The organism is Algoriphagus lutimaris (genome assembly GCF_017051705.1).
In the GTDB taxonomy this organism is placed as follows: domain Bacteria; phylum Bacteroidota; class Bacteroidia; order Cytophagales; family Cyclobacteriaceae; genus Algoriphagus; species Algoriphagus lutimaris.
On the sequence record NZ_JAFIDJ010000001.1, the window covers coordinates 1,597,260 to 1,616,698 of the forward strand.

General features: G+C 38.3%; 17 protein-coding genes. 10 read left to right on the forward strand and 7 right to left on the reverse strand.

What is annotated here, in order from left to right; genetic code table 11:
- Nucleotides 1-25: 25 nt before the first annotated feature.
- The 3 genes from JYB62_RS06510 to JYB62_RS06520 are packed head-to-tail and all read left to right on the forward strand — an operon-like array spanning nt 26 to nt 1,401.
- The gene (locus JYB62_RS06510) at nt 26-574 is read left to right on the forward strand and encodes an RNA polymerase sigma factor (protein WP_205644606.1); all 549 of its coding nucleotides are present in this window, start codon (nt 26-28) and stop codon (nt 572-574) included.
- A gap of 33 nt (nt 575-607) precedes the next feature.
- On the forward strand, nt 608-964 hold the full coding sequence (locus JYB62_RS06515) for a hypothetical protein (protein ID WP_205644607.1): 357 nt from the start codon (nt 608-610) through the stop codon (nt 962-964).
- Nucleotides 965-966: 2 nt separating this feature from the next.
- The gene (locus JYB62_RS06520; RefSeq protein ID WP_205644608.1) at nt 967-1,401 is read left to right on the forward strand and encodes a Spy/CpxP family protein refolding chaperone; all 435 of its coding nucleotides are present in this window, start codon (nt 967-969) and stop codon (nt 1,399-1,401) included.
- 57 nt (nt 1,402-1,458) lie between these two features.
- On the opposite strand, the gene mscL is transcribed toward JYB62_RS06520, so the two are convergent.
- Entirely contained in the window at nt 1,459-1,887 is a 429-nt protein-coding gene (gene mscL, locus JYB62_RS06525; protein WP_205644609.1) for a large-conductance mechanosensitive channel protein MscL, read from the reverse strand.
- A 184-nt stretch (nt 1,888-2,071) separates the two neighbouring features.
- On the opposite strand from mscL, the gene JYB62_RS06530 reads away from it, so the two are divergent.
- From JYB62_RS06530 to pfkA, 3 genes are all read left to right on the forward strand, one after another.
- A complete protein-coding gene (locus JYB62_RS06530; protein WP_205644610.1) occupies nt 2,072-4,117 on the forward strand; it encodes a S9 family peptidase in 2,046 nt (681 codons plus the stop codon).
- A gap of 125 nt (nt 4,118-4,242) precedes the next feature.
- A complete protein-coding gene (locus JYB62_RS06535; RefSeq protein ID WP_205644611.1) occupies nt 4,243-4,605 on the forward strand; it encodes a methylglyoxal synthase in 363 nt (120 codons plus the stop codon).
- Nucleotides 4,606-4,617: 12 nt separating this feature from the next.
- Entirely contained in the window at nt 4,618-5,604 is a 987-nt protein-coding gene (pfkA, locus tag JYB62_RS06540) for a 6-phosphofructokinase (protein WP_205644612.1), read from the forward strand.
- A gap of 29 nt (nt 5,605-5,633) precedes the next feature.
- Here the strand turns inward: pfkA and JYB62_RS06545 are convergent, their stop codons facing one another.
- Nucleotides 5,634-7,154 (reverse strand): alpha-amylase family glycosyl hydrolase, encoded by a 1,521-nt coding sequence (locus JYB62_RS06545; protein WP_243431450.1) that lies wholly within the window; start codon nt 7,152-7,154, stop codon nt 5,634-5,636.
- A gap of 88 nt (nt 7,155-7,242) precedes the next feature.
- Nucleotides 7,243-8,304 carry a class II fructose-bisphosphate aldolase gene (gene fbaA / locus JYB62_RS06550; protein ID WP_205644614.1) on the reverse strand — a complete coding sequence of 354 codons (1,062 nt, stop codon included), beginning with the start codon at nt 8,302-8,304 and terminating at the stop codon, nt 7,243-7,245.
- A gap of 346 nt (nt 8,305-8,650) precedes the next feature.
- Between fbaA and JYB62_RS06555 the strand changes: the two genes are divergently transcribed.
- From JYB62_RS06555 to JYB62_RS06570, 4 genes are all read left to right on the forward strand, one after another.
- Nucleotides 8,651-9,685, forward strand: a complete 1,035-nt coding sequence (locus tag JYB62_RS06555; protein WP_205644615.1) for a LacI family DNA-binding transcriptional regulator — start codon at nt 8,651-8,653, stop codon at nt 9,683-9,685.
- Between the two features lie 188 nt (nt 9,686-9,873).
- Nucleotides 9,874-12,300 carry a glycoside hydrolase family 31 protein gene (locus JYB62_RS06560; RefSeq protein WP_205644616.1) on the forward strand — a complete coding sequence of 809 codons (2,427 nt, stop codon included), beginning with the start codon at nt 9,874-9,876 and terminating at the stop codon, nt 12,298-12,300.
- 32 nt (nt 12,301-12,332) lie between these two features.
- Nucleotides 12,333-13,652, forward strand: coding sequence for an MFS transporter (locus JYB62_RS06565; protein WP_243431451.1), 1,320 nt, complete (start codon nt 12,333-12,335; stop codon nt 13,650-13,652).
- Between the two features lie 76 nt (nt 13,653-13,728).
- Nucleotides 13,729-14,601, forward strand: a complete 873-nt coding sequence (locus tag JYB62_RS06570) for a type 2 periplasmic-binding domain-containing protein (protein WP_205644617.1) — start codon at nt 13,729-13,731, stop codon at nt 14,599-14,601.
- On the opposite strand, the gene JYB62_RS06575 is transcribed toward JYB62_RS06570, so the two are convergent.
- From JYB62_RS06575 to JYB62_RS06590, 4 genes are all read right to left on the reverse strand, one after another.
- On the reverse strand, nt 14,551-16,392 hold the full coding sequence (locus tag JYB62_RS06575) for a tetratricopeptide repeat-containing sensor histidine kinase (RefSeq protein WP_205644618.1): 1,842 nt from the start codon (nt 16,390-16,392) through the stop codon (nt 14,551-14,553). The genes JYB62_RS06570 and JYB62_RS06575 overlap by 51 nt on opposite strands.
- 329 nt (nt 16,393-16,721) lie before the next feature.
- Nucleotides 16,722-17,501, reverse strand: a complete 780-nt coding sequence (gene surE, locus JYB62_RS06580; protein ID WP_205644619.1) for a 5'/3'-nucleotidase SurE — start codon at nt 17,499-17,501, stop codon at nt 16,722-16,724.
- Entirely contained in the window at nt 17,501-18,139 is a 639-nt protein-coding gene (locus JYB62_RS06585) for a hypothetical protein (RefSeq protein ID WP_205644620.1), read from the reverse strand. Before JYB62_RS06585 ends, surE begins: the two co-directional genes overlap by 1 nt.
- An 83-nt stretch (nt 18,140-18,222) precedes the next feature.
- Complete coding sequence (locus tag JYB62_RS06590; protein ID WP_394369683.1) at nt 18,223-19,434, reverse strand: bifunctional 3,4-dihydroxy-2-butanone-4-phosphate synthase/GTP cyclohydrolase II; 1,212 nt, start codon at nt 19,432-19,434, stop codon at nt 18,223-18,225.
- Between the last annotated feature and the right edge of the window lie 5 nt (nt 19,435-19,439).

Consider the following 19,439-nt stretch of genomic DNA (forward strand, 5'->3'; position numbering starts at 1 on the left):
CTGGGCTTTTAGGGTCAAAGTCTTAATGATGAATACTAAAGATCAGGAAATCCTACAATTGATTCAAAGCCCAGTAAGCAGGGATATGGGTTTCCGGCAATTGATCCAGACGTATCAGAAAAAGGTATATCATGTCATCCGAAGAATGGTTTTGATTCATGAAGATGCAGATGATTTAACCCAAAACACCTTTATCAAGGCCTTTCATCATATTGATAAATTTCAAGGACAATCGAGCCTATTCACCTGGCTATATAGAATTGCAACCAATGAAACCCTCACATTTTTAGAGAAGAAAAAAAAGCGTTTTTTCTTCTCTATGGATGATTATCAGGAAAAAATAGAATCCTTTTTGAGCCACCCGGATCATTTTGATGGGGATCAAATACAGATGAAATTACAACGGGCAATGCAATCCCTCCCTGAAAAGCAACGACTAGTCTTCCAACTAAAAAATCAGGAAGATTTGACCTATGATCAAATCGCTGAAATAACCGGGACCAGCATAGGAGCTTTAAAAGCAAGCTACCACCATGCGGTAAAAAAAATTGAACAAAGCGTATTAGAAGAATAAACCATTGACTCAATTTTAAGTCTAATAATTAGTATGCAAACACTGCCAAAAATAAAAGATTTAAAGTCACCTGATGGATACTTTGAAAAGCTTCCAGATCAGATCTTATTGAAAGCCAACAAAAAGGAAAGCTATCCTTGGATGAAATGGGCTGCTTCAGTGATCTTGATCGCAGGGTTAGGAGTCTGGCAATACTCTAAAATGGATACTACTTCTGAACAATTGATCATGGAGCAGGAAATCGATCTTTATATCGATAGTCAGTATTGGTCGGCAGAAGATATACTTAGTATGTCAGACAACCCAGAGGAGATATTAAATGAAATAATTCAAGATGAAAATCCATTCATAGAGGATGCTTCATCCGAGCAGGAAGAAATCTGGTATTGAACATGAAAAAATATACACTCGTCCTATTATTCACCTTATTTATTGGAGCTGTTTATGCCCAGAGAGGTGGAGAAAGATATGATCCCGAAAAATTAAAAGCTGCCAAGGTGGCCTTTATTACTACGCGCTTGGATTTAAATTCAGATCAAGCTGAAAAGTTTTGGCCCATCTACAATGAATTCAGCGATAAAAGAGAAAGCATGATTCGTCAAATGGCTGAACTTAATGATCGGAGAGACCAGCCGATCTCAGAAGAGGAGGCAAAAAACAGAGTAGAGAAACGATTTGAGCTACAACAACAATTACTCAACGAAGAGAAAAAATTCGTGAGTAAGGCTTCCTCGGTCATCAGTTACAATCAACTATTTCTATTGAATGGTCTTTCAAGGGATTTTGCCCGGCATATATACCAAAGACAAAGACGGGAAGACCGATAAATAAAATTGCCCCAAACTAGCGAGATGCAAATTTGGGGCTATTTTTTTTTGGAAGGATTACTTTTCCTTATTTTTCAAAAGGTCTCTAATTTCCTCTAGCAATACTTCAGATTTTGGAGGTGCTGGTGGCGGAGGTGGCGGTGCAGCAGCTTCTTTCTTTTTCATGTTGGTTATGGCTTTCACTGCCAGAAAAATCACAAAAGCAATGATGGTGAAATCCACTACATTTTGAATAAAAGCACCGTAATTTAAAGTGACAGCTGCGGTAACTACTTCCCCTGCATCATCTATGACCGCTTCTTTCAAAACAACAGCCAAATTCTTAAAATTGACCCCTCCTATCATCAAGCCTATCGGAGGCATGACAATATCATTTACAAAAGAGGTAACGATCTTTCCAAAGGCACCACCTATGATGACTGCAACGGCCAGATCGACCACATTGCCTTTGACGGCAAAGTCTTTGAATTCTTTAAGCATTCCCATATATAAAAGGTTAATGGTTGATAATTAGACTGAATATTTTAATTATTCTCTTTGTAAACAAGTACTTGAATAAAATACTAACCACTTTTTTTGTTAGGCGATCTTCTTTTACATGCCATACTTATTCAAAATGGAACCTCCTACCCCATTTTTTCATTAACATTGCAGCTTAGTAAATCAAGATATGAAGTCACCCATTGCCGCTAAAAAGCCAGAGATTTTAGAAACTCACGGTCATCAACGAATAGACAATTACTTTTGGATGAGAGACCGAGAAAATCCATCAGTAATCGAATACCTGAATGAAGAAAATGCCTTTCTAAAAGAAAACCTAAAGCATACAGAAGAATTTCAAAAAGCGCTTTTTGAAGAAATCAAAGGCAGGATCAAGGAGGATGATCAAAGTGTACCCTATTTTAAATCCGGATATTATTGGTATGCCCGATATGAAAAAGGGGCCGAATATCCAATTTATTGCAGAAAGGCCAGCTCTTTAGAACATCCTGAAGAAATTCTATTGAATGTGAATCAACTTGCCGAAGGTAAAAGTTATTACCAAGTGGGAGGCACATCGAGTTCTCCAAACCAAAACCTGTTGGCATTTGCTGCGGATGAGGTGGGAAGAAGAATTTATACCATATATTTTAAGGACTTAACTACCGGTGAACTCCTAGAAGATAGTATTCCCAATGTGACAGGAAACTTAACTTGGGCTGCAGATAATCAAACCATCTTCTACTCCAAACAAGATCCAGAAACCTTACGGGCTCATAGAATTTACCAACATGTTCTTGGTACTTCTCTAGAACAGGATCGACTTGTATTTGAAGAAACAGATGAAGAGTTTTCTTGCCATGTAGTCAGCACCAAATCCGAAGAATATATATTTATTCATTCAGAAAGTACTATTTCCTCTGAAATTCGATTTATCAAATCAGATCAACCCAATAAGGAATTCCAATTACTCCAAAAAAGGATCCCTCATCTGGAATATGCTGCAGATCATTATGATGATTATTTTTGGATAAGAACCAATAATCACGCACAAAACTTCAAAGTAGTAAAAGCACCGATCTCCTCTCCTTCCATAGAACATTGGGAAGATGTAATCCCCCACCGCGAAAATGTCCTATTGGAGGATTTTGAATTGTTTTCTCATTATCTGGTCACCCAAGAAAGAAGCAATGGCCTGGTACAAGTATTGGTAAAACCATGGGATGGAAGTCCTGGGCACCAGCTTGAATTTGATGACGAAACCTATACTGCCTGGATCAGTACCAACCCCGAATTCAACACGGAAACGCTCAGATTCGGATATAACTCCTTGGTATCACCGTCCAGTATTTATGATTATCACATGGCCTTGCAGACCAAAACGCTTTTGAAACAACAAGAAGTAGTCGGAGGCTATGATCAAAGTCAATATCATTCCGCCAGAATCTGGGCCAAAGCTCCTGATGGTGTAATGGTCCCTATTTCTCTTGTTTACAAAAAAGAGCTTTTTCAACCTGACGGATCAAGTCCACTCTTATTGTATGCTTATGGCTCGTATGGCTTTAGTACGGAAGCCTATTTTTCATCTAGCAGATTAAGTCTATTGGACAGAGGGTTTGTTTTCGCCATAGCTCACATTAGAGGCGGAGAAGATATGGGAAGGCATTGGTACGAGGATGGCAAGATGCTAAAAAAGAAAAATACATTTACTGATTTCATAGCCTGTGCGGAACACCTGATTGAAGAAAAGTATACTTCTACTCCACATTTATATGCCATGGGAGGAAGTGCTGGAGGTTTATTGATGGGAGCAGTAATGAACATGAGACCAGATCTTTTCCATGGACTCATAGCAAGCGTACCATTTGTGGATGTGGTTTCTACCATGTTAGATGAAAGTATCCCATTAACTACTGGAGAGTTTCAGGAATGGGGTAATCCGAAAGAAAAGGAATATTACGATTATATGCTGTCCTATTCTCCTTATGACAATGTCACCGCAAAAGATTATCCCAATTTATTGGTCACATCAGGACTTCATGATAGCCAAGTACAATATTGGGAACCTACCAAATGGGTGGCAAAACTTCGTGAATTAAAGACCGATAATAACCTGTTGTTATTGCATACCAATATGGATGCTGGACATGGAGGAGCTTCAGGAAGATTTAATTCTCTCAAAGAATTGGCAATGGAATATACGTTCCTGTTTCACTTGGAGAAAATTGTGCCTTAACCCTAGGATACAGAATTTCAAAAGAAGAAGCTAAAAGTTTAATATTTCACGTTTATTTAATTTCGCCAAAGTTGGAAAAAAAGATTTTTTTCTAACTTTGGCTTCAAACCTGTTAATACCTGTTCATGAAAATTGCCCTAATCGCCCATGACGGAAAGAAAGCCGACATGGTACATTTTTTAAGTAGGTTTCGAGAAAAACTCGAAATGGTTGACGTACAACTTGTTGCTACGGGCACAACAGGATCCCATATCGAAAAATCAGGCTTTAAAGTAGAGAAATTGTTATCTGGTCCAATTGGAGGTGATGCTCAAATAGCAGCTATGGCCGCCCAAAAGGAGTTAGATATGGTTATCTTTTTTAGAGACCCATTGGATAAGCATCCTCATGAACCTGACGTACAAATGCTGATGAGAATATGTGATGTGCACAATATTCCCTTGGCTACCAATCCTGCATCTGCAGAATTAATGTTTAAAAGCCTTTAACCCAAACCTTTAATGGAACCTAAGACTATAAAAAAAATAGGAGTATTGACCTCCGGGGGCGACTCACCTGGAATGAACGCTGCAATCAGAGCTGCTGTAAGGGCAGGTTTTTATTATAACTTGGAGATGTATGGAATCTATCGTGGCTACGAAGGTCTCATTCAAAATGACATAAAAAAACTTGATTCCAAATACATCACCCACGTTTTGGAAAGAGGAGGCACTTTCTTGAAATCTGCCCGAAGTGCAGAATTCAGAACTCCAGAAGGACGAAAAAAAGCCTATGAGAACATCAAGTCTCATGGTATAGATGCTTTAGTAGTGATTGGTGGAGATGGATCTCTAACTGGTGCACATTTATTTTTCCAAGAATATGGTATCCCTTCTATTGGATTACCGGGAACTATTGATAATGACCTTTCAGGAACAGACTCTACGATAGGTTTCGATACTGCCTGCAATACAGCTATTGAAGCTATTGACAAGATCAGAGACACTGCCACCTCACACGACCGATTATTCTTTGTAGAGGTAATGGGGCGCGATGCTGGATTTATAGCCATTAATGCGGGTATTGGTAGTGCAGCTGCTGCCATTTTGATCCCGGAAAAGAAAATGCCAATTGATCATTTGGTAGATAAATTAAAGATTAGATCCAAAGCCAAAAAATCCTCTAACATCGTGATTGTAGCAGAAGGTGGTAAAAGTGGTGGAGCAGGTGAAATCGCCGAAAAAGTAAAGAAATTCCTTCCATACTACGATATCAAAGTGACCATCCTAGGTCACCTACAAAGAGGAGGAGCACCTTCTTCCTTTGACCGTTTGCTTGCATCCAAATTAGGAGTAGCAGCTGTAGAAGGTCTATTGCAAGGCAAATACGATGTGATGGCTGGCTTGATCAATAACAAGGTGGTTTACACGCCAATTAAAAAAGCAATTGTAGACGATAAATCGGTGGATGAGGAAGATTTTAGAATCGCAAAAATTCTTTCTACTTAAATATGATAGGGACTCCAAAAGAGTCCCTTTTATTTTGATAGTACCACTGAGGCGTTTTTGCCAAGGCTAAGTTCCTTCCCGTTCCACTTTACGCTTCCCAATTCATAAATAGGAGTTTGAAAATCCTTTGGAATAGGCAATTGAACAGGCTTATTCCCCACATTGTGAATCACCATTAAATTTTGGTCTCCCAACACCCTATTGAATGCCATGATTGATTTAGGGTAATTTTCAGTGGACTTTTCTAAACTTCCAATAGCTAAAGCTGGAGTGGAATTCCTTAAATGGATAAGTTTCTTATAGTGATGGAAATAACTGGATTCATCTTTTATTTGAATGGCAAGAGGAGTAACTGTTGAATCTGTAGAATAGATGGGTTTGATCCATGTAGTTCTCCCAGTATCGTTTTCAATCCTATCCCAAATAAACGGCTCTCGTATGTGTTCGTCAGGCTTCAAACCCAACATTCCTATTTCCTCTCCATAATACAAGTAAGGAGCTCCTGGCATGCTCATTAGAATAGCGATTGCTTGTTTGTACTTTGCCTGATCGGATTTCAGCTCATTTAGAAGTCTGGGCTGATCATGATTAGAGGATATGGTTGCATCAATGAAATCTGAAGTAATACTTTCATAGTAATCCAACACACTCTTTTCTTTATCTACCAATAATTTCCCATCTTCTTTATTCAGGGATTCAATTAAGGTATAATGAAAGTCAAAATTAAATAGTGCCGGTAATCCAAGAAGAAAAGGAGCAACCACCTCTTTTTGATCATACACCTCTCCTACCAAGTACAAGTCCGGATTGATTTTGACCATTTCGGACCTAAATTCTTTCCAAAACTCATGATTGTCTTTTGCTCGCTCATCCGGGTAAATGTGTTTAGCAGCATCTAAGCGAAAACCATCAACCCCTATTTCTTCCAACCAAAACTTCCCTATTTCAAAAATCTCTTTCCTTACTTGTTCATTGTCGAAATTCAAATCCGGCATTCCTCCATAAAAAAAACCATAATAAAAATCCTCCCCATCTCCTGGATCATGCCATTGCCTGATATTGTCCGAATCCAACGTGACCTTTTTCTTTTCAATAAAGTCAGCGATCGTATCTTTTTGAGCCCAAACATAATAATCCCGATACGGGTTATCCCTGCCTTTTTTTGACTCCAAAAACCAAGGATGCTCGCTACTGGTATGGTTGATAATTAAATCAATCACCACCTTCAAATCCCTTTTATGGGCTTCCTCTAATAGGTTCTTAAAATCCTCTAAAGTCCCGTAATCGGGATGAATTGCCTTATAATCTGTTACATCATACTTATGGTAACTGGGAGAGGGCATGATTGGCATCAGCCAAATCGCATTGGCTCCCAAATCTGAAACATAGTCCAATTTTTGAGTGACCCCATTTAAGTCACCTATCCCATCCCCATTGGTATCATAAAATGACTGGACAAAGATTTCATAAGTAATCCCTGCTTTTGGCCAATAGTTCTCAACCTTTGGAGGAATTGGGGTTTCACAAGATGTAAGTAGGATTACTCCCATCAAGACTAAGATTATGTTGAATATTTTCATTGGAATAAGACATAAAAAAAAGTCACTTGAATTGAAGTGACTTTTTTGATGAATTTGATTAATTTCTTCCTACTGCATTCAGCATATCGAAAGCTAACTCTAATCTTTTCACGAAGTTCTCTTCGCCTTTACGCAACCAATTTCTTGGATCATAATATTTTTTATTTGGGCTATCAGGACCTTCTGGGTTACCTAATTGAGTCTGAAGATACCCTTCATTCTTTTTGTAATAAGCAAGGATACCTTCCCAGAATGCCCATTGCATATCAGTATCGATATTCATTTTGATAGAACCATAAGAGTTTGCTTCTCTGATTTCTTCGACTGAAGATCCAGAACCACCATGGAATACAAAATTCAATGGCTTACCAGTAGTTCCATATTTTTCATTGATGAAATCCTGAGAATTCTTCAAGATAATTGGCTTTAAGCTCACATTACCTGGCTTATAGACACCGTGAACATTCCCAAATGCAGCAGCAATGGTAAATAAATCACCGATTTTCTTCAGGTTTTCGTAGGCATAAGCCACTTCTTCTGGTTGAGTATATAGCTTTGAAGAATCAATATCGGTATTATCAACACCGTCCTCTTCACCACCGGTTACACCCAATTCAATTTCAATAGCCATATCCAGCTTGGCAAACTCTTTAAAGTACTTGCAAGAAATCTCAACATTCTCTTCCAATGGCTCCTCAGAAAGGTCAAGCATATGTGAACTAAAAAGTGGTCTTTTATGAGTAGCATAGTAAGCTTTACCAGCCTCTAACATCCCGTCGATCCAAGGCAATAATTTTTTAGCAGCATGATCTGTATGCAAAATTACTGGTACCCCATACGCCTCAGCCATTTGGTGCACGTGATGAGCCCCGGATACTCCACCGGCAATACTAGCTTTCTGACCATCGTTGCTTAATCCTTTACCCGCAAAAAACTGAGCTCCTCCATTCGAAAATTGAATAATCACAGGTGAGTTCACCTTTTTTGCTGTTTCCATCACAGCATTTACTGAATTGGTGTTAATTACGTTGACAGCAGGCATTGCAAATTCATTCTCCTTTGCATATGCATAAAGATCTTTCAGTTCTTCACCGTATTTTACTCCAGGTTTAAATTTCATATCTGAATTAGGTTTGTTTATATCTTAAAAAAAGTGTGTTTCCAGCACTTATTTATATTCAATCGGCTCAAAGATATAAATACCATCAATAATATCCCTTACATCTAAATCTAAATTGTCAACTCTATCGAATATTCCAGCGTTTTCTATCTCTAAATATTCCTTCAAAACTGCAGAACTCAAGATTTCGAAATGATCAAGGTTCAGAATACAATCCTATTTTTGAGTATTCAAAAATTGTAAACTTCAATCGTTTATTTTAGTTAATTTAAAATTCAAAGGAATAAAACTCCTTCATTCAAAAAGATCATCACCAAGCAAGCCCAAAAAGGGAATTTAAATCTATATGAGGATTGAACAAGCAACTATAAAAGACATTGCCCAAGAATTAAACATTTCTATTTCCACTGTATCCAGAGCTTTAAAAGACTACCCCAGAATCAGTTCAAATACCAAAAAGAAAGTCAAAGAGGTTGCTGAAAGATTAAACTATCGCCCTAATGCAGTTGCCCTATCTCTTAGAAAGAGCAGGTCATTTACGATTGGGGTCATCATACCAGATGTGGTTCACTTCTTTTTCTCTACGGTGATCAGCGGAATTGAAGAAGTTGCATCATCTAGAGGATATAATGTGATTTTAACCCAAACCAATGAAAGGTTTGAGCGGGAAAAATCTAACATCAACACCATGCTTGGTAATCAGATTGATGGATTTATGATCAGCTTCTCGAAAGAAACGAAAGACTTCGAGCATTTCACCAAGTTGTTAGATCGAAATTATCCCATCGTATTCTTTGACCGGGTCCCTGATATTGAAAATGCAGTCAATGTGGTAGTAGATGATTACCAAGGTGCTTACGACGCAACAACCCACCTGATCTCTCAGGGTTATAAAAAGATAATCCATCTCGCAGGCCCAAAAAACTTGAAGATTTGTTTTGAAAGAGAAAGAGGGTATAGAGATGCTTTATCTGCCCATGGAATCACAATAGACGAAAGTCTAATTCTTGAATGTCCATTAGGCGTTCCAGAAGAAAGCAAGAAAATTGTTTACGACCTATTTCAGGAACTTGAGATAAAGCCTGATGCAGTTTTTGCAAATAATGACATGGTGGCTGTGGGTGCAATGATGGCCTGTCGGGAACTTGGCTTTCAAATCCCCAAGGACATTGGGATCGTTGGTTTCAGCAACTGGCAAATTTGCTCCATATTGGAACCTAGTTTAACCTCAGTCTATCAACCTGGTTTTGATATAGGAGTCAAAGCAACTGAAATCCTTTTGGATCTGATTGAAAACAAAACCTCCATAGATCAAATCGCTTCACCTATTGTCCTTAAAACTGAGTTGATGATTAGAAACTCCTCTAAAAGGCTTTTTTAATCAAAAAAAAATTATTTTTTTTCATCAAAATAATGCAAACGTTTGAATAGCCCTAAATTTTTATTAGAAGGCTTTATTTGATTCTTTTTTCTCAAAAAACTGGTATTCTGTTGATCCTGAAGGGTTTTTAAGTATTCATTTTCGTAGCTACTTTAGCATTGCTCCAACTAGTTAATGGAGGTGAATACATGAAGAAAGCCCAATTTAACGCAACTAACTCTGCCCGATATCAATCTATGGGGCCAGTAAAAACCTGGAATAAGACTTCCCAAGGAATTTCTGGAATGACTGAAAATGGAACTTTCCAGATTACAGTTTACCAATCTGGGGTAATTCGTATTCAAGCTAGTAGGTCAGATCAATTCGACACGAATCTCTATTCTGTAGTTGCAAGTCCTGAAGAAGTAAGCTTCTCCATTAATGAGTTTTCTGATTCCATCCTCTTGGAAACAAACAAACTCAAAACCCAGCTCCAACTTGATGATTTTACTTTTTCATTTTTAGACTTGGATGGCCATGTTCTCAATGAGGATGATACCCTTGGAACTGCCTGGATAGGAACCGAGATCACCTGTTATAAGAAAATCCAACCCGAAGAAAAATTCATAGGACTGGGAGAAAAAACCGGGAATTTAAATCGCTTTGGACAAGCCTATGTGAATTGGAATACGGACTATTTTGCTTATGGAATAGGCGACGATCCACTCTATATGAGTATTCCCTTTTATCTAGGTGTTCATACCCATGGAGCTTACGGAATATACTTTGACAACACTCATAAATCAGTTTTCAATTTTGGAGCTTCCAATAATCGCTTTGCCTATTTCAATGCAGAAGACGGTGACTTGGACTATTATTTTATCTATGAACCTTCGGTTTCGGAAATTATCTCTACTTATACTTCCCTAACGGGAAAAATGAAATTACCTCCTAAATGGGCTTTAGGATACCAACAATGTAGGTATTCCTATTATCCTTCCGAAGAAGTGGAGACGCTTGCCAAAACTTTTAGGGATAAAAAAATACCTGCTGATATCATCTATTTAGATATTCATCACATGGAAAAATACAAGGTTTTCACCTTTGATGGGGTTCATTTTCCAGACCCTAAATCCATGATTTATGAACTTAAGAAAAGAGGATTTAAAGTAGTCGTGATTTTAGATCCCGGTATCAAAAAAGAAGAAGGATATCTTCCCTATGAAGAAGGAAAAAGTCAAGGATTATTCGTGAAATATCCTGATGGAGAGGATTATATCGCTCAGGTATGGCCAGGCTGGTGTGGTTTCCCTGATTTCACCAAGGAAGAAACGAGATCCTGGTGGGCAGAAAAAATGGCCTTCTACACAGAAGCAGGGGTAGATGGATTTTGGACAGACATGAATGAACCAGCCTCTTGGGGGCAATTCACCCCAAATCTGATAGAGTTTGATATGGATGGAAACCCTGCTTCTCACAGAAAATCCAGAAATGTCTACGGAATGGAGATGGCTAGGGCTACTCAGGAGGGATCAACACTTCAAAACCCGACAAAAAGACCCTTTGTCTTAACTAGGTCAGGATTTGCGGGAGTGCAACGATTCGCTGCTGCCTGGACTGGAGATAATCAAGCTACTGAAGAGCATATGCTGGCAGGGATTCGATTGGTAAACAGCCTCGGATTAAGCGGTGTTCCTTTTGCTGGATATGATGTAGGAGGATTTGCAGGGGAAGCAAGTAGTAGTCTTTTTGCTCGTTGGATGAGTATTGGAGCCTTTGCCCCATTGTATAGAGCTCATTCTATGATCAATAGCAGAGATGCAGAACCTTGGGCATTTGGAGAGGAAGTAGAGGAAATTTCAAGAAATTATATTCAATTACGGTATCAATTGCTGCCTACACTGTATAGTAAATTTTACAAGTCCAGTTTGGATGGATTGCCAATAGCCTCAAGCCTTGCTGTCACCTACCCTCATGAACCTAAAGTTTACCTTCAGGATTTTCAAAATGAATACCTCTTTTGCGATTTCTTACTCGTAGCTCCTGTAGAAAGCACGAAGGAAATCACCAAAGTCTTTTTACCCAAGGGAAAATGGTATTATCTCTATACCGATCTCCAACATTCAGGTAATCAAGTTGTTTATCAAGATTGCCCAATCAACTATCTACCTGTTTATGCCAAAGCAGGGAGTATTATTTTCATGCAATCAAGGGTAGCACATACCGCTGAACCACATGATGGAATTTTGAACATTCATTTATATCAAGGGGATGATGGAAGTGCAGTCTTATATGAGGATGAAGGAGATGGTTTCGAATACCAATCTGGAAAATTCTATCAGAGAAAAATGGAATACGATTTCCATAAAGGTGAATTTAAACTAGAGCAAGTTTTGGGATCTTATCCTAGTTCCTATACAAAAATCAAAGTCTACTTCCACGGATTCAAATCCAAAGAGATTTTAATAAACGGCAAGCAAGAGCATTTAAAATCAGAAAACTACTCATTTTTGGATAAGATTACTGCCTTTGACCCACTACCAGACAATGAACTTCCATTCTTCCAAATCGAGGAGTTATTCTATGTAGAAATTGAACATACCAATGATCAAATAATTCTTACAGAATTGAATTAAAAACCTAATAATTTTCTCCTAAAGACCCCACAATGAGCCCAATTAAAAAGGAATTAAATTTTTGGCAAATCTGGAATATGAGTTTTGGATTCCTTGGTATTCAATTTGGATTTGCATTACAGGGAGGTTTTATGTCGAGAATTTTTCAAACCCTAGGTGCGGATAAAGATGCCATCCCTTTTCTATGGATTGCAGCACCTTTGACAGGTCTTTTGGTTCAGCCAATTGTCGGCTATTTGAGTGATCATACTTGGAGTCCAAAATTTGGACGGAGAAAACCCTATTTCTTTATTGGGGCAGTTTTTAGTACCTGTGCCCTATTCTTGGCTCCCTATTCCTCCACCTTATGGATGGCAGCAGGAGCTCTTTGGATATTGGACGCCTCTATCAATATTAGCATGGAACCTTTTAGGGCTTTGGTTGCGGATAAACTTCCGCACTCTCAACGTTCCTATGGTTTTGTAGTACAAACATTAATCATTGGGATAGGCACCTGGATCGCCTCCAACCTGCCTTGGCTGATGACCCAAATAGGAGTACCAAATACTGCACCTTCTGGGGTTGTCCCGGATTCTGTAAAATATGCTTTCGCCATCGGTGCTTTCGTTCTATTTTCTAGCATCTTGGTAACCATTTTAACTACAGATGAACTTCCTCCCGAAGATGAAGAGGAATTTAATTCAAACAAAAACAGGGGACTTATACAGGGATTCAAGGATATTTTTCAAAACATATCTTCCATGCCCCCTGTCATGAAGAAGTTAGGACTCGTTCAATTTTTCTCTTGGTTTGCTTTCTTTACCATGTGGAGTTTTGCAACTCCTGCCATAACAGAACATGTCTTTGGAGTTACAGACACCAGCAGTGCAGCTTATAATGATGCAGCGGATAGCGTGGGGAATTATTTAGGAACATATGGTTTGGTTTCCATGATCTATGCCTTAATCCTTTCCTTTTTTACCAGTAAATACAAGATCAATCGAAAAATTCTTCACCTGCTCAGTCTAATTTCGGGAGGCTTAGGTTTTATTTCCATTTACTTTATCCAGGCGCCTTGGATGCTTCACCTAAGTTTCATGCTCGTTGGGATTGCTTGGGCGAGTATTCTTTCCATGCCCTATGCGATGCTTTCGAGCTCTGTAGACCCTAAAAAGATGGGCGTATTCATGGGAATCTTTAATATGTTTATTGTGATTCCACAAATAGTGGCCGCTTTGGGAGGAGTCAACTTCCTCTACAAACTGATTTTTGGTGAAGCCGTTATCAACACCATGCTGTTAGCTGGATTATTATTAATCCTAGCTGGACTTAGTAACCTTCTTATCCAAGACCGACAAGCCACCCATGATTAAATTCTCCATTTTTTGATGAGTCGAATCAAATTTATGGTTGGCTTTTATACTTTTACCGGATCAAATTCTGATCCCCATGAAAACCTTAAGAATCACAGGAGTCCCTGAACACTTCAATTTACCTTGGAAAAATGTAATCGCCAGACAACCTTTTGCATCAAAAGGAATTGAAGTAACATGGACGGATGAATCCAGGGGATCTGGTCAGATGAACAAAGCCATTCGAAATGACGAAACTGAAATCGCTTTGATTCTGACAGAAAGCTTTTTTCAAGATTTTGAAAATGGAAGCCCCGCAAAAATGATCGGATTCCATGTGAAGTCTCCTTTGATTTGGGGTGTCCACATTCATGGTAAATGTCCAATCAATCATTTATCTGAAATCCAGGATCCTTCTTTTTTAATTAGTAGAATGGGCTCTGGCTCCCAATTAATGTCCTATGTCTTGGCAAAAAGAGAAAATTGGAAGAAGGAAAGCCTATCCTTTTCCATCATTGGAAATTTACCTGGAGCTCTTGAAGCTATGGTGCCCGAGAAGCCTGAAATGTTTTTATGGGAAAAATATACGACCAAGCCTTGGGTAGACTCTCATGAATTAAAAAGAATTGGAGAAATTTCAAGTCCTTGGCCATGTTTTGTCATGGTCGCATCCAACAAAGCTTTAAAAGCATTTGGAGATGTTATTCTACAACTCAGAGATATGGTATACGAAGAATCTGCTCATCTTCAACAATCGAAGTCTACGGTTTCAGAAATAGCAGATAAATATAAATTGCATCCCGAGGATGTGGTACAATGGTTAACCCAAACAGAATGGGCCACCAAAGCTGAAGTTTCTCAGGTGGAACTTCAGAAGGCCATCCAAAACATGGTAGATTTAGGAATTTTGAAAAAGGAATTAAGCTTGGGAGATTTCCTTTTTAATAGTAGTATTCGAATCTTGGATTAAGTCTACCCTAGGAATGTCTAAGCAAATTTTTGTTCCTTCCCCCTCTTGGCTATAAATGTAAATTTCACCCCCATTCATGCGGATAAATTCCTTGCAAAGTTGAAGTCCTAGTCCGGAACCCTTTTCCTGTTCGGTTCCCTTTTGAGAATCGGTAATTGTGTATTCTTTGCCTAAAATTTCTTTGATTTGGGATGCTTTAATACCAATCCCATGGTCTTGAACACACCATTTTACAAACTGACCATTGGATGAAGTAGTAATCTCTACAGTCCCATTCCTTTTTGAAAATTTCACCGCATTGTTTAAAATATTCCTCACCACGACTTCCATCAAATCCTGATCTGCATGTACAAGCTGGTCCTTATTCATCAAATTAGAAACTACTATATTCTTTTCTTTGAGTTGAGGTTCGATCAAAGTTAAGTTAGAGGCTACTAAGTCATGAAAATTGAAAGACATTTTTTTGAGCTTAAAACCCTCCATTTGCGCCATGGACCATTTTAAAGTGTTGTTCAAGGTGAAATGAACTGAGTTAATATCTTTATTGAGCACCTTCAGTAACTCCTCAAATTCCTCCTTAGTAAGCATTCCTTGAATCAATAAATCAACCACCGACTTTACCTGTCCTATAGGAGCCTTTAAATCATGGCCCAAAATAGAAAACAGTTTATTCTTAGTTTCATTGATTTTTCCGAGCTGCAATGATTTAGCTTCTAGATCTATATTTTGATCCTTAATCTTTCTTTTCTGCTCTAAAAGGAAATCATTGTATTTCTTAATGTTCCTATTCAATAGGAAGAGCCATATTAAAAGACCCAATATCAAAACTGCTGCAATAGCAATGATGTAATAATTCCTTCTGATTAATTTTAATCTTTGCGCCTGGTTTTCATTTTGCTCCTTGAGTAAGTTCAATTCTGATTTATCCAAATCCTCTTGAAACATCCCTTGAAGGAGGGCAATTCTATCCCTATTGCCTTTATCCACCAAAGAGTCATTTAATACCACATAGGTACTTTGGTGTCGATAGGCATTCCTTATATCTCCCTTTTGCTCATAAACCTGGGTCAAGTATTTATGGTTTTTAGCCAACTCATCCAAGAACTTATTTTCTTCTGAAACTTTGACACCCTCGAGCAATACTTCTTCCGCATCTTTTAATTTACCGAGTTTCAAGTAAGTTGCACCCAATCTATGAGTTACACTGGCTTCCGTAGTTTTTACATTTTGGAGTCTTGCTTCCTTGAGTGAATTTTCAAAAATGGAAGCAGCACTATCGTAATTTCCTGAAGAATAATAAATATCGCCGATTACACGATTGGCGAATGCAGTCAAGTAAGGCGAGCCTGCCTTTTTATTAACTTCGATAGCATATTTGGCATAATATAACGCTGAATCCAGTTCATTTTTCTGGCTAAAATTATAGGCCATATTGTTCAAACTTCGGATCTGAGTATACAGGTCACCCTCCTTTTTACTTAGGATGTATGCTTTTTTAAACTGTTCAATTGCCAGGTCAAAATTCTGCTGTTCATAATACAATGCCCCCATTGAATTAAGAAGTCTTGCAGCCACTTTCATATTGTCAACCTGAAGGGCTAATTCATATGCATCCTTTGAGAAATCAAAGGACTTTTGGTATTGACCTCTTCTGTAATAAATCCATCCTATATTCTCCTTAGCTAAACTTTCACCCGAGATATCTCCTAAAGAGTGTGCTAATCCTTCTGCTTCTAAGGCATAATTAAAGGCGGACTCTTGGTCAGATTCTCTAAGATTGGTTGCAAGCAAGTTTAATGTTTGGACACGGGCTTTACCCTCCGTACTTTTTAATTCCGATTTTAAGCTATCAATATTTACTAATGATTGCGCTTTCCCCTCAAAAGATAGTATGAGGACTATTACAAAAAACAAAAAAATGCCTAGATTCCTTTTCACGCCCGAAATTATAAATGACGACTCACTGAAATTAACTAAATTAAGTGATAGTCAATTTTACCCAATTTTTTAATTTTTAAATTTCTTTGAAGCATCAAAAATAAAAGAACTCAGAACTTTACCATCAGAATTCTGTAAAATCACTTAAACAAAATCTTCAAACACTTTGATTTTCAAACAAATCAAAGCTTGTTCCAATCCCATTCCTTGTTGATCTGGCTGATCGAATGATGCGCTGTTAAATCATATTGGCAGGGTACAATGGAAACATAATTATTTGCAATAGCCCATTCGTCATTATCCTCCCCCTTATCAAAATTCACGAAATTACCCGCCAACCAAAAGTACTTTCTACCATTGGGATCATATCGCTCGTCAAATTCCTCTTGCCACTTCGCATCCGCTTGCCTACATACTTTTATCCCTTTGATATCTTCATTCCTTTTTGGAGGAAAATTTACATTTAATGCCACCCCTTTAGAAATTCCATTTTCCAATACCTGTATGGCTATTTTCTCCACCCATTCTTCGACATGAGAAAAATCGGCATTGGAAGAGTAATCGCACAATGAAAAGCCGATCGAAGGGAGCCCCTCTAAGGCGCCCTCAATAGCTGCTGACATGGTACCAGAATATAAGACAGAAATAGAGGTATTTGAACCATGGTTGATCCCACTCACCACTAAATCGGGAGTTCTATCTTTTAAAACATAATGCTTTGCAAGCTTCACACAGTCAGCAGGAGTGCCACTGGATTTGTAGGCTTTCACATCCTCAAATATCTCTTCTTCGGTAAGTCTCAGTGTCTCTCCTATGGTAATGGCATGGCCCATACCAGATTGGGGACTGTCTGGCGCTACCACCACGACTTCACCCAACCTTTTCATAACAGATACTAAAACTCTTATTCCCTTGGAAGTGATCCCGTCATCATTTGAGACAAGAATTAGTGGCTTAGGCATTAGTTTTTATTCAATTCGTTGTAATAAGCAGTAATCCTTAATAAATCCCCTCTTTTGTCATGCTCCAACCTGTTTTTTCTCATAAACAAATCAATTTCTTCATCATAACCTGTGAGGTAATTATACAACTCTTTTTTCTTCAAGTTATATTTTTGGATTTTTCCATTTTTAAAAAAATAATAATTAAACGCTAATCGATATCCAGTCATGGTTTGAGGACCCCAAAATGGGTTCATCCCCATAGCACCATAAGCTCCCATGCTTCTGGAATCTGTTGCGATGTACTCTCTACATAATAATGCAATGTCATCACCCTGTGTCAGGACCTCAAAGAAAATAGGGGTTTCATAATCTCCATTTACACTAAATGGTAGGCTATAAAAGGTTCTCACGCCTCCAAAAATTTCATCATATATCTCAAAATTTGAAACATTGGATGCTGTCAGCGTTATGATACTTTCGCTTTTTAGTTGAACGAGGTTATTATCCAAATCATATTTGATAAGTCCTGAAAAGGTCTGCCCGTCAGCCCCATAAATATTCCCTTTATGCCAGACTTGGGAGGGAAATTGATTTTGAGCCATGACAGTCACAAGGCCAAAGAAAACTAAGCTTAGGGTGAATATTGCTTTTTTCATGGTTTTAGTCATGCCTTATTTTACGTAAATCTAATATTTGGGTTAGAATTACTTTCTTTTAGATATTTAATTTAACAACATTTTTACTTTAAAATGTTGTGACCCATTTTATCTCTCTTGGTTTGTAGATAACGCTCATTGTGAGGGTTAGGTGATATTTCTATGGGAACTTGCTCTACAATTTCTAAACCATAGCCTATCAAGCCCACTCGTTTTTGAGGATTATTAGATATCAATCGGATTTTACTAACATTTAAATCTCTCAATATCTGTGCTCCAACTCCGTAATCTCTGCTGTCCATAGGAAGTCCCAATGCCAAATTAGCTTGCACTGTATCCATTCCTTGTTCTTGGAGTTTGTACGCTTTCAATTTATTAATCAATCCGATACCTCTACCCTCTTGATTCATATATAATACCACTCCTTTTCCTTCCTTTTCTACCATATCCATGGCAGCATGCAATTGAGGTCCACAATCACATCTACAAGATCCGAAAATATCACCAGTTACACAGGAGGAGTGCACCCTTACCAATACTGGTTCATCTGGTCCCCAAGATCCTTTAATCAAAGCCATGTGGATTTCTTCCGTATTGGTTTGTTTGAATGCGATTAAATCAAAGTTCCCGAACTCAGTAGGCATTTCCACACCGATTTCCCTCTTGATTAAGGATTCTTTCTTCAATCTGTACGCAATCAAATCTTTAATTGAAACAAGCTTGAGATTAAATTTTTTGGCTACAGTCACCAAATCATTCAATCTAGCCATGGTCCCATCTTCATTCATGATTTCCACCAATACACCAGCAGGTGAAAAACCAGCCAACCTTGCAAAATCAATAGCTGCCTCGGTGTGCCCTGCTCTTCTTAAGACTCCGCCTCGTTTGGCCTTCAAAGGAAAAATATGGCCTGGCTTACCTAATTCATTTGGATCAATGCTATCATCTACTAATGCTTTGATGGTTTTTGCTCGGTCTGAGGCTGAAATACCTGTGGTACATCCATGTCCAATTAAGTCTACCGAAACAGTGAAAGGTGTTTCAAATGCAGCCGTGTTTTGGCCCACCATCATATCCAAGCCTAATTTTTCACATCTATCTTCAATTAGAGGTGCACAAATAAGTCCACGTCCATGTGTCGCCATAAAATTGACGATCTCAGGAGTAATCTTTTCTGCAGCACAAACAAAGTCTCCTTCATTCTCTCTGTCCTCATCATCAACGACAATGATTACTTCACCATTTTTGATTGCTTCGATCGCATCTTCAATGGGATCTAATTGATAATTTTCCACAAGAT